This is a genomic window from Zobellella denitrificans (assembly GCF_002237365.1).
GTDB classification, from domain to species: domain Bacteria; phylum Pseudomonadota; class Gammaproteobacteria; order Enterobacterales; family Aeromonadaceae; genus Oceanimonas; species Oceanimonas denitrificans.
In genome coordinates this window covers 22,899-33,403 of the sequence record NZ_NMUO01000036.1, presented here as the reverse complement: position 1 = coordinate 33,403, position 10,505 = coordinate 22,899, and the positions used below count along the sequence as shown (strand labels likewise).

The following is a 10,505-nucleotide window of genomic DNA, read 5'->3' as shown; positions in this document are numbered from 1 at the left end:
GGGAAGGGGAAGCAGACGGGGCGAGGAGCCCGGGGGCCGACAGGCAGCGGCGGCACTGCCGTGCCGCCGGATTGGGGATCAGAGCAGTTCCACTTCGTCCGCCTGTGGCCCTTTCTTGCCCTGGGTGACCACAAAGCTGACCGGCTGGCCTTCCTTGAGGGTCTTGAAACCATCACCCCGTATGGAGGAAAAGTGAACGAACAGATCCGCGCCGGAGGCCCGGGAGATGAATCCAAACCCTTTTTCCTCGTTGAACCATTTTACGGTCCCTGTTTCTTTCGTACTCATAGTGTATTTCCGCTCTAGCCTGACAGGGTGGCGATAAAAGCACCGCCACTGCATTGATAGTAGCAGGTGCCGTCGAAGCGGGTTCCTCCGGTCGCGAATTTTCTGCCGATCCACCGTCCGGAAAGGGGGTGCTGGGGATTTTATGGGGGTCATATGCTCCCTGTTTGGATCGTTGATCAATGTTAAAATGAATGCTGTTCAAATTAATTTAACAGAGATAAGGTTGCAATTAATCAGTGATTTGCTAGTTTAGTAATGCATTTTTACTTTGCCCACTAACTAAAACTGATTAGACCTATAAATTATGGATATGGACACGGATACCACACTAGAACTGCAGTTGCTGCTGCGTCATCCCAGGTCGACCGACGGCCACGAGGTGAACCGCCTGATCGCCCGTTGCAAGCCGCTCGACACCAACTCCACCTACTGCAACCTGCTGCAGTGCCTGCATTTTGCCGAGACCTGCATGCTGGCCGAAGACGAGGAAGACGGCTCCCTGCTGGGGTTTATCTCTGCCTACCGTAAACCGACCGATCCAAGCACCCTCTTTGTTTGGCAGGTAGCCATAGATAAACGCGCCCGCGGCGAAGGCCTGGCCCGCACCCTGCTCGACACCATACTGGGCTCGCCGGCCTGCGAGGGCGTCACCCATGTCGAGACCACCATCACCGCCGACAACACCGCCTCCTGGGCGCTGTTCGACAGCCTGGCCCGTGACCAGGGCAAGGGACAGGGCGTGCGCCATGTGCTGTTCGATCGGGAACGGCACTTCGACGGCGCCAGCAAGAGCGAGATCCTCTATCGCATCCCCCTCGCCTGAGCCCCGGGGCCCGTTCGCGTTATTTTCGATGTTTAGATTTGAACTCAAGACTTTAAGGAGTCGAGATGAGTATTTTTGATGTAATGGAATCCAGTGTACAAACTTACGCCCGCTCTTTTCCGGTGGTGTTCAACCAGGCCCGCGGGGTATGGCTGCACGACACCAAGGGCAAGCGCTACCTGGACTTCCTCGCCGGCGCCGGCACCCTCAACTACGGGCACAACCATCCGGTGCTGAAAGAGGCCCTGATTGAGTATATCCAGGCCGACGGCATCGCCCACGGCCTGGATATGCACACCTCGGCCAAGGCGGCCTTCCTGACCGCGCTGCAGGACATCGTCCTCAAGCCCCGCGGCCTGGATCACGTGGCCCAGTTTACCGGCCCTACCGGCACCAACGCGGTGGAAGCGGCGATGAAGCTGGCGCGCAAGGTCACCGGCCGGGAAAACATCGTGGCCTTTACCAACGGTTTCCACGGCGTCAGCCTGGGCGCCCTGGCCGCCACCGGCAACCAGCACCATCGCGGCGGCGCCGGCACCGTGCTGGCCAACATCACCCGTCTGCCCTACGACGGCTACCCGGGCGCCGGTGACGACAGCCTGCTGCTGTTCGAAACCATGCTCAACGACAACTCCAGCGGCCTGGACAAGCCCGCCGCCGTGCTGTTCGAGGTGGTGCAGGGCGAGGGCGGGCTCAATGCCGCCTCGGTGACCTGGCTCAAGCGACTCGAAGCCATCTGCCGCCGGCACGAGATCCTGCTGATCGCCGACGACATCCAGGCCGGCTGCGGCCGTACCGGCACCTTCTTCAGCTTCGAGCCGGCGGGCATCAAGCCGGACATCATCACCCTGTCCAAGTCCCTGAGCGGCATGGGCCTGCCCTTTGCCCTGGTGCTGATGCGCCCCGACCTGGATCAGTGGGAGCCCGGCGAGCACAACGGCACCTTCCGCGGCAACAACCATGCCTTCATCACCGCCCGCAAGGCGCTGGAAACCTTCTGGCGGGACGACCAGTTCGCCGCCGGGGTGCGCGCCAAGGGCGAATTGCTCAGCCGTCGCCTGCAGGCCATGGTCGACAAGCACCCGCAGCTGTTCGACAAGGTCAAGGGCCGGGGCATGATGCAGGGCATCGCCTGCGTGAGCGGCGACATCGCCGATGTGATCACCAGCAAGGCCTTCGAGCGCGGCCTTATCATCGAAACCGCCGGCCCCGACGACGAAGTGGTCAAGTGCCTGTGCCCGCTCGTCATCAGCGAGGCCGAGCTGAACCAGGGCCTGGACTGGCTGGAAGCGGCTGTCGACGAAACCGCCGGCGAGCGGCTGAGCAAGGCCTCCTGAGCGCAGCCCCGGCGGCGGCCGTCGCCGGGGGCTCCACCCCTTTATGTTATGCATTGCACGCGCCCGCGCACAGGGTGCCGGGTGAGCTTTACCTTGCCGCCACGGGCGGGAAGAGCAACAGAATTGAAAATTGAAGGAAATACCATGATCGTACGTACTCTCGCCGAATGTGAACAAACCGAACGTCGGGTCAAGTCCGAAACCGGCACCTGGGAAAGCACCCGTATGCTGCTGAAAAGCGACAACATGGGTTTTTCGTTCCATATCACCACCATCTATGCCAATACCGAGACCCATATCCACTACCAGAACCACCTGGAGTCGGTGTACTGCATGAGCGGTAACGGCGAAATCCAGACCCTGGCCGACGGCAAGGTCTATCCCATCACACCCGGCACCCTTTACATCCTGGACCAGCACGACGAGCACCTGCTGCGCGGCGGCAGCGAGGACATGAAACTGGCCTGCGTGTTCAACCCGCCGCTCACCGGCAAGGAAGTGCACGATGCCGACGGCGTCTATCCGCTGGAAACGGAAGAGGCGGAAGGCTGAGTTAAATTAGCTGCGCAAAGCAACGGCGGGGATTGCCGTAGCCGACCGTCAAATGTCAGGGATGACATTTGCCGAGCGTCCCATGGATGGGCTTGAAGCGTGTCGGCGGAGTGCAACCCCGGCGGTGCTTTGCAAATGCGCTATATTTCGCACCTTTTCACTGGGCAGGGTTGTAAAATCCAGGCCCATTGAAAATGTGCGCTCAAAAATATCCAACATTCACATCAGGGAACGGGAGAACCACAGAGTGTCACATACAGTAGAAAAAATCGGCGGAACCTCCATGAGCCAGTACCGGGCGGTACGGGACAACATAGTGCTGCACAACCGCAAGGCGGGCGACTATTACCGGCGCATGCTGGTGGTGTCGGCCTTCGGCGGCATCACCGACGGCCTGCTGGAATGCAAGCGCACCGGCGCGCCGGGGGTGTACGCCACCTATGCGGACGCCGAGGACGACGGTGCCTGGGAGCAGGCGCTCGACAACGTCAGCCAGCGCATGGCCCAGATCAATGAAGAGATGTTCGGCACCACCCCCGAGCGGCTGCTGGCGGATTCCTTCCTGCAGGAGCGCATCAGCGGCATCCGCGACTGCCTGCACCACCTGCGCCAGGTCTGTGCCTTCGGCCAGTTCCAGCTGGACGAACAGCTGCAGACCATCCGCGAGCTGCTGGCCGCCATGGGCGAGGCCCACAGTGCCCACAACATGGTGCTCTACCTGCGCCAGAGCGGGGTCAACGCCGTGCTGATGGATCTGACCGGCTGGCGCGACGACGAGGCCCTGACCCTGGACGACGCCCTGACCCGGGCCCTGGCGCGGGTGGACTTGTCCAGCCAGTTGCCGGTGGTGACCGGCTATGCCCATTGCCGGGAGGGACTGATGAGCAGCTTCGACCGGGGCTACAGCGAAATGACCTTCAGCCGGCTGGCGGTGCTGAGCGGGGCGCGCGAGGCCATCATCCACAAGGAATACCACCTGAGCAGCGCCGATCCGCGCCTGGCGGGGGAGGACAACGTCATTCCCATCGGCCGCACCAATTACGACGTGACCGACCAGCTCTCCAACCTGGGGATGGAGGCGATCCACCCCCAGGCCGCCAAGGGCCTGCGTCAGCAGGGCATACCGCTGCGGGTGCGCAACACCTTCGAGCCGGATCACGAAGGGACCCTGATCACCACCGACTACCGCAGTCCCTCGCCCTGCGTGGAGATGGTGGCGGGCCGGCGCAACCTGTTTGCGGTGGAGCTGTTCGATCAGGACATGGTGGGCCGGGTGTCCCACTACGCCGAGGGCTTTACCGACGAGCTGGACAAGATGCAGCTCAACCTGGTGGCCAAGGACATGAACGCCAACACCCTGACCTATTACCTGGCCGGCAACCGCAAGCAGGTGCAACGCCTGGTGGGGGCGCTGCAGCGCCGCTTCGCCAACGCCGAGGTCAACACCCACAAGGTGTCGCTGGTGTCGGCGGTGGGCAGCGACATGAACATCCCCGGCCTGCTGGCCCGCTCGGTGGGCGCGCTCAACCAGGCCCGGGTGCCGGTACGGGCCGTGCACCAGTCGCTGCGGGCGGTGGAAATGCAGTTTATCGTGGACGACGAGCACTACGAGCAGGCGGTGGTGTCCCTGCACGACGAACTGGTGCATACCCACGCCGACACCGTGGCCCTGGCGGTGGCCTGATCCTGCGTTAGGGGTGAGGCGTGAGGGGTGAGGCGTGGGGGGACGCCGAACTCTGGAGCGCAGGCGGCCCGCCTGCCTTCCCGCGCAGCGGGAACCTTCGACCTAAAAATGACGCTGTAGGGCAGGAATCATTGCCTTTGCCCAGAGGTGCAGCTTTTATGCGGGTGGACTGCACATTTCGCCGGCTAAAGCGGCGTCTACCACGCCTCCCCCCTCACCCCTCATCCGCCTTCCCTGTACCGCCGGTTTTTGGCACACTTGCCCCTTGTTTCCTTATTTATCCGGACTTCTTAAATGGCAAAGCGAGCCTGCGCCCTGCATATCCTGGTCAAAACCGAGGCCGAGTGCCTGGCGCTCAAGCAACAACTGGACAAGGGTGCCGACTTCGGCAAGCTGGCCAAGCAGCATTCCATCTGCCCGTCCGGCAAGCGCGGCGGCGATCTGGGCGAATTCAGCAAGGGCGACATGGTCGGCCCCTTCGACAAGGCGGTGTTTACCGGCCCCGAACTCAAGGTACAGGGGCCGGTCAAGACCCGCTTCGGCTATCATCTGATCAAGGTGCTCTACCGCAACTGACCGCCCGCCTTTCCCCAACGGACATCGCACATGTACCTTGAACACATCCAGATCCGCAACTTCATGGGCATCAACCAGCTGTCGCTGCACCTGGATCAGAGCACGGCCCTGATGGGGGAGAACGCCTGGGGCAAGACCAGCCTGTTCCGGGCCCTGTGGCGGCTGCTGGGGCAGGGGGCCTGCTGCTACCAGTTCGTGGAAGATGACTTCTACCGCACCGAGCAAAACACCACCGCCGACGAGTTGCAGATAGTGCTCAGCTACCGCGAGCACCGGCCCGGCATCAGCGAGCACTCCGCCCGGCTGGCCCGGCTGGAGTCGGTGTGGGTCAGGCACAAGGACAACTACCACCGGGTGCACTATCGCGCCCGGGCCTGGCGCACCGGCCAGGGCGTGGTGAGCGAGCACGACTTCGTCGATGCCGCCGGCAACCCCATCGTGCTGGACAACGCCGCCCAACTGGTCCATCAGCTGATCGAGATGAACCCGGTGTTCCGCCTGCGCGACTCCCGCGGCGCGCCGGAAAACCTGCCCATCGTCAGCCTGAACGGCGACTACGAACAGCTGCTGACCCGCCTGAGCGAGCAACTGGCGGAAGAAGACGAGCTGAGCCAGCGGGACATCAAGGCCGGCCTGGACGCGGTGCGCCAGCTGTTCGAGCACTATTTCACCCCCCAGGGGGCCACCAGCCGGGCGCCCCGCCGGGCCAAGGACATCGCCGTGCACCCGGTGACCCTCAGCCAGTTGGGCAAGCTCAACGACTGGCAGCCCACGGGGGAGGAGAGCGGCCTGTCGCTGGCGCTCTCGGCCGTGGCCCGCACCGTCCTGCAGGCCCGGGGTGGCCGTCCCATAGAGACGGGCGCCCGGCCGCTGCTGCTGATAGAAGATCCCGAGAGCCGGCTGCACCCCACCACCCTGGCGGTGACCTGGGGCATCCTCGAGCGCTTTCCCGGCCAGAAGCTGGTGACCACCAATTCCGGCGATCTGCTCTCTGCCTTTCCGCTCAACCACCTGCGCCGGCTGGTGCGGGTCGAGCACGAAACCCTGAGCTTCCATATCGGCAACGAGAAATACAGCGGGGAGGACATGCGCCGCATCGCCTTCCACGTGCGCATCAACAGGCCCATGTCGCTGTTCGCCCGCTACTGGCTGCTGGTGGAAGGAGAAACCGAGATCTGGCTGCTGGCGGAGCTGGCGCGGATCTGCGGCTATGTGCTGCCCGCCGAGGGCATCCGTATCATCGAGTTCGCCCAGTGCGGCCACAGCCCGCTGATCAAGGTGGCGCGGGATTTCGGCATCGGCTGGCACCTGCTGACCGACGGCGACGAAGCCGGCCAGAAATACGCCCAGGGCGTGCGCAGCATGCTGCGCGGCGAGCGGGAGACGGATCACCTGACGGTGCTGCCCCGCTCCGACATCGAGCATTACCTGTTCTACAACGGCCTGGAGCCGGTGTTCCGGCAAGAGGCGCAAATCCACGACAAGCACACCCCGGCCTCGCGCATCATAGAGCGGGCCCTGAGCCGGCGCAGCAAGCCGGGCATGGCGCTGGCGGTGGTGGAGGCCATTGAATTGCAGGGCCCGCAGCTGGTGCCGGTGGAGCTGCGGCGCATGTTCGCCCGCATAGTCGCGATCGCCCGCCGACAAGGGTAGAATGGCCCGGTTTTAACAGAGGGAGAGACACTGATGACAGAACTGCTGCCGGCGCGGTTGTATGCGCCCCTGGCACTCACCGCCGTCGCGGCCCTGGGCCTGCTGATCTGGGTATTGCGCAACGGAGACCTGTGTCCGGGTCAGCGGCGGCGGATCAGCGACGGCCTGATGTCGGCCTGGGCGGTGTTCGGCCTGGCGCTGATGCTGGGGGTGGAGGCCGGCGCGCCCCGGCCCCTGCTGTGGCTGGGCGGCCTGGCCCTGGCGGCGGGGCTGGGCAGCGTGCTGTATCAGGCCCGGCTCCAGGGCAAGCGCAGCCTGGGCTTGAGCTGGCACTATCCCGCCCTGGGCCTGGCGGTGCTCTACGGTCTCTGGCTGGGCTGGCTGATGGGACCGGGCTGGGCGCTGCTGGCGGCGGGCTGCGGCGGTTGTGTGTTCGCCCATCTCATCATGGTGCGCGCCAAACACCGGTTGCAGGCCTTCAATACCCTGCTGCCCCTGGCCGGCTCCCTGTTCGGCGTCTGCTGGCTGCTGGCCCTGCTGGTGCGCTCCCTGGGGCTCGGCGAGGCGCAGTTGCAGGGGCTGGTCATGCCCTTCGTGCAGGTCAGCGCGGCCGTGCTGATCGGGGCCCTGGTATGGTTCGCCCCGCTGCTGCGCAAGGAGCAGACAAAACCGCCGGTGATCGCGGTTGCCGCCCTGTTAATGATAGGGGCGCTGACCCTTGGCCAGGGCATTATCTGGCATACTGCCGGTAACATTGGTTAAACATAAAAATTTGCGCTAAGTCACAAGTTTTTCTCGTTGTACTTGCCATTTAGCCCCACCTAGAATGCGCGCCTCGAAATCCGGAGGCGCCATGCACTTAATTCCCCTGTACACCCACTTGATCCTGCTGACCCTGGGCAACGCCTTTCTGGTGACCCTGGTCGCCGTGTACCTGAATGGCCTGGGGGCGCCGGCGGCGCAGATCGGCCTGGTGGGCTCCGCCTTCTACCTGGGCATGCTGGGCGCCAGCTTCTTCGCCGACCGGTTGATCCAGCGCCTGGGCCACGTGCGCGCCCTGGTGCTGTGCTGCGTGACCCTGGCCCTGGCGGCGGTGGCCCTCACCTGGACCAGCCTGCTGCCCCTGTGGCTGGCGCTGCGCATGGTGGCGGGCATGGCGGCGGCGGTGAGCTTTGTGGCGGTGGAAAGCTGGGTGCTGGGGGTGGCGCCACTGCATCGCCGCTCCAGCGCCATGGCCCGCTATATGCTTGTCTATTACTTCAGCTACGGCATCAGCCAGCTGTTTATCGACTGGATCCCGGCCGGGCATAATGCCGCCTTCTGGCTGGCCACCGGCCTGTGCGCCCTGGCGATGCTGCCGCTGCTGTGGGCCAAAAAGCCCGATCTGAGTGCCGAGGCCGGAGCCAACGCCAACAGCGGCAAGCCGCCCCGGGCCGACCGGGCCCTGGGCCTGGCCGGCTGCCTGGTGGCCGGCATGCTGCTCGGCGCCCTCTATGCACTGATGCCCATCCAGTTGCAGCAACTGGCCCGGGGCGATGAAATCGGCCTCTACATGGCCTGGCTCATCCTCTGCGGCATGGCCTTCCAGCTGCCCAACGGCAGCCTGGCCGACCGCCTGGGCAAGCGCACCATGATGGCGGTGCAGACCCTGATGATAGGGGCGGCCTGCCTGCTGCTGTGGGAATCCGGCGGCGACGGCATGCTGATCCTGGCCTTTGCGCTGCTGGGCGCGGGGGTGTTCACCCTCTATCCCACCACCATGTCCTACGCCTGCGGCAAGATGCACGGCCGGGCCCTGGTGAAGATGACCCAAAAGCTGATGTTCGCCTACAGCATAGGCTCACTCACCGGGCCCATGATGGCGGGCATGATGCTGGAGAAATTCCAGTCCGGCCTCTTCCTCTTTATTATCCTGCTGGTGGCGGGCTGGGCCCTGTGGCTGCTGTTGGTGCGCCTGGTGCTGGACAAGCCCCTGGGCGACACCGCCTGAGCAAGGAGGGGCCAGCAGTGGCCCCTTTTCGTTCAACCCGCCTGGCGGATCGGCTATAGTTGCCCCTCGATTCAAGCAACACAGGTATGCCGATGCGTTATATATCCACCCCGTCCCTGCGGTTTTTGACCCTCTTGCTGTTCCTCGCCCTGCCGACCGCCCAGGCCGGTCAGTCCGTCAACCTGGAAACCACCATGAAAAACATGGGGCTGGCCTACAAACAGGCCCACCGCGCCGAAGACAGCGACAGCCTGCTGCGCCACCTGGACGAGCTGGCCGTGCTGACCGACGCCGCCAGGCAGGCGAGCTTTCCGGAAGACAAGGCCGAGCTGTTCCGCCAGGGGCTGGACGAGGTGCGGGCCGCCATCGACGAGGCGCAAGCCGCCGTCCGGGCCGACGACCAGGCCCTGGCCCGGCAGCACCTGGCGCGGATAGACGACTTGCGCAAGCAATACCACAGGGAGCGCCGGGTCAGCTGGTGGCGCATCCTGTTCGGCTGATGTTGTCCGCCGCCCGCCAGGGGGCCGTGCTTAGTGGCGAAGGCGGGGCGCCTCCGCCACTTTCTGACGCCTTTGCGGGCGCGCTTTTTCCTTATTTATCATAAAGGGCTACACTGCCGGCGGGTGCCGGCACCGTTGGCGAATGAAACCAGCCGCGGATAGCGCTGGTCTATACTGTCAGCAACCCAAAACAATAATAAGCATCCTTACCATTCAGCAGGGGGAAACCGATGAAACTGAAAACACTATCCATTATCACGGTGGCCGGGGTACTCAGCCTGGCGGGCTGTGCCAACCCCGATGTGTATTCCGGCGACGTATACAGCGGCAGAACGGCCAAGCAGGCCCAGACCGTCACCTACGGCACCATAGTGTCGACCCGTCCGGTCACCATCCAGGCCGGTGAAGAAAACCCCAACCTGATCGGCACCGTCGGCGGCGGTGTGGTGGGCGGCATGCTGGGCAGCCAGGTGGGTGGCGGCTCCGGTCGCTCCCTGGCCACGGCGGCGGGCGCCATTGCCGGCGCCATGGTCGGCTCGCGGGCCGAGGACAAAATCAACCAGGTCAATGCGGTAGAGCTGGAGATCCGTACCGACAGCGGCGAGCACCTGGTGGTGGTGCAAAAGGCCGATCGTACCTGGCAACCGGGCCAGCGGGTGCGGATGATCGGCTCCGGCAGCAACATGAGCGTGGCCCCGCTGTAGGAAAAGGCACAAAAAACAAAAAGGCGCCCCAGGGGCGCCTTTTTTATTAACAGGAAATATTGTTATTTCTTAGTGATTTACAGTCCTGTCTTCCCGGGCTCAGTTAAAATTGTGCCAAGGAAGGTGCAGAAACGGCGATTAAGGCCGCACAGACTGTAAAAATGACGGTTATGACTAACTCTTTCATTTTTTACCTTCCTCAACAGTGGGCTGTAGACACAATATACGGCCATGCTGGTGCCTTTTCAATCGGTATTTTGCAATTTTTTACGGCATTTCGTAGTGATGGGTGTCTAGCGTCTGTTTTTGTCTGTTTATTGCGGTTTGCATCAGCCGGTTAGGGGCGTTTTCGCTTCCTCAAAATAAGGTGTTTTTTATATATATTTCTTTTTAATCAT

11 protein-coding genes are annotated in these 10,505 nt (G+C 63.3%); 10 read left to right on the top strand and 1 reads right to left on the bottom strand.

What is annotated here, in order from left to right; translation table 11 throughout:
- Positions 1-78: 78 nt before the first annotated feature.
- Positions 79-288 (bottom strand): cold-shock protein, encoded by a 210-nt coding sequence (locus tag CGX12_RS09615; protein WP_094039672.1) that lies wholly within the window; start codon positions 286-288, stop codon positions 79-81.
- A 310-nt stretch (positions 289-598) separates the two neighbouring features.
- Between CGX12_RS09615 and ectA the strand changes: the two genes are divergently transcribed.
- The 10 genes from ectA to CGX12_RS09565 all read left to right on the top strand — a co-directional run bounded on the left by ectA (position 599) and on the right by CGX12_RS09565 (position 10,107).
- Positions 599-1,111: a diaminobutyrate acetyltransferase gene (gene ectA, locus CGX12_RS09610; protein WP_094039671.1), complete on the top strand. Its 513-nt coding sequence runs from the start codon at positions 599-601 to the stop codon at positions 1,109-1,111.
- 65 nt (positions 1,112-1,176) lie between these two features.
- On the top strand, positions 1,177-2,448 hold the full coding sequence (gene ectB, locus CGX12_RS09605; RefSeq protein ID WP_094039666.1) for a diaminobutyrate--2-oxoglutarate transaminase: 1,272 nt from the start codon (positions 1,177-1,179) through the stop codon (positions 2,446-2,448).
- 144 nt (positions 2,449-2,592) lie between these two features.
- Positions 2,593-3,000 carry an ectoine synthase gene (locus tag CGX12_RS09600; protein WP_094039665.1) on the top strand — a complete coding sequence of 136 codons (408 nt, stop codon included), beginning with the start codon at positions 2,593-2,595 and terminating at the stop codon, positions 2,998-3,000.
- 247 nt (positions 3,001-3,247) lie between these two features.
- Positions 3,248-4,684 carry an aspartate kinase gene (locus CGX12_RS09595; RefSeq protein WP_232513408.1) on the top strand — a complete coding sequence of 479 codons (1,437 nt, stop codon included), beginning with the start codon at positions 3,248-3,250 and terminating at the stop codon, positions 4,682-4,684.
- A 294-nt stretch (positions 4,685-4,978) separates the two neighbouring features.
- Entirely contained in the window at positions 4,979-5,260 is a 282-nt protein-coding gene (gene ppiC / locus CGX12_RS09590) for a peptidylprolyl isomerase PpiC (protein WP_094039664.1), read from the top strand.
- Positions 5,261-5,290: 30 nt separating this feature from the next.
- Positions 5,291-6,913 (top strand): DUF2813 domain-containing protein, encoded by a 1,623-nt coding sequence (locus tag CGX12_RS09585; protein ID WP_094039663.1) that lies wholly within the window; start codon positions 5,291-5,293, stop codon positions 6,911-6,913.
- 33 nt (positions 6,914-6,946) lie between these two features.
- Positions 6,947-7,675 (top strand): HI_1241 family integral membrane domain, encoded by a 729-nt coding sequence (locus CGX12_RS09580; protein WP_094039662.1) that lies wholly within the window; start codon positions 6,947-6,949, stop codon positions 7,673-7,675.
- A 91-nt stretch (positions 7,676-7,766) separates the two neighbouring features.
- The gene (locus CGX12_RS09575; protein WP_094039661.1) at positions 7,767-8,903 is read left to right on the top strand and encodes an MFS transporter; all 1,137 of its coding nucleotides are present in this window, start codon (positions 7,767-7,769) and stop codon (positions 8,901-8,903) included.
- A gap of 92 nt (positions 8,904-8,995) precedes the next feature.
- Positions 8,996-9,403, top strand: a complete 408-nt coding sequence (locus tag CGX12_RS09570; protein WP_157772203.1) for a cytochrome b562 — start codon at positions 8,996-8,998, stop codon at positions 9,401-9,403.
- A 230-nt stretch (positions 9,404-9,633) separates the two neighbouring features.
- On the top strand, positions 9,634-10,107 hold the full coding sequence (locus tag CGX12_RS09565; RefSeq protein WP_094039659.1) for an outer membrane lipoprotein: 474 nt from the start codon (positions 9,634-9,636) through the stop codon (positions 10,105-10,107).
- Positions 10,108-10,505 lie beyond the last annotated feature (398 nt).

What these genes read in the sequence shown, in the direction of transcription:
- CGX12_RS09570 (WP_157772203.1), top strand. Translation starts at nt 8,996, where the DNA reads ATGCGTTATATATCCACCCCGTCCCTGCGGTTTTTGACCCTCTTGCTG.
- ppiC (WP_094039664.1), top strand. Translation starts at nt 4,979, where the DNA reads ATGGCAAAGCGAGCCTGCGCCCTGCATATCCTGGTCAAAACCGAGGCC.
- CGX12_RS09615 (WP_094039672.1), bottom strand. Translation starts at nt 288, where the DNA reads ATGAGTACGAAAGAAACAGGGACCGTAAAATGGTTCAACGAGGAAAAA.
- CGX12_RS09575 (WP_094039661.1), top strand. Translation starts at nt 7,767, where the DNA reads ATGCACTTAATTCCCCTGTACACCCACTTGATCCTGCTGACCCTGGGC.
- CGX12_RS09580 (WP_094039662.1), top strand. Translation starts at nt 6,947, where the DNA reads ATGACAGAACTGCTGCCGGCGCGGTTGTATGCGCCCCTGGCACTCACC.
- CGX12_RS09600 (WP_094039665.1), top strand. Translation starts at nt 2,593, where the DNA reads ATGATCGTACGTACTCTCGCCGAATGTGAACAAACCGAACGTCGGGTC.
- ectA (WP_094039671.1), top strand. Translation starts at nt 599, where the DNA reads ATGGACACGGATACCACACTAGAACTGCAGTTGCTGCTGCGTCATCCC.
- CGX12_RS09565 (WP_094039659.1), top strand. Translation starts at nt 9,634, where the DNA reads ATGAAACTGAAAACACTATCCATTATCACGGTGGCCGGGGTACTCAGC.
- ectB (WP_094039666.1), top strand. Translation starts at nt 1,177, where the DNA reads ATGAGTATTTTTGATGTAATGGAATCCAGTGTACAAACTTACGCCCGC.
- CGX12_RS09585 (WP_094039663.1), top strand. Translation starts at nt 5,291, where the DNA reads ATGTACCTTGAACACATCCAGATCCGCAACTTCATGGGCATCAACCAG.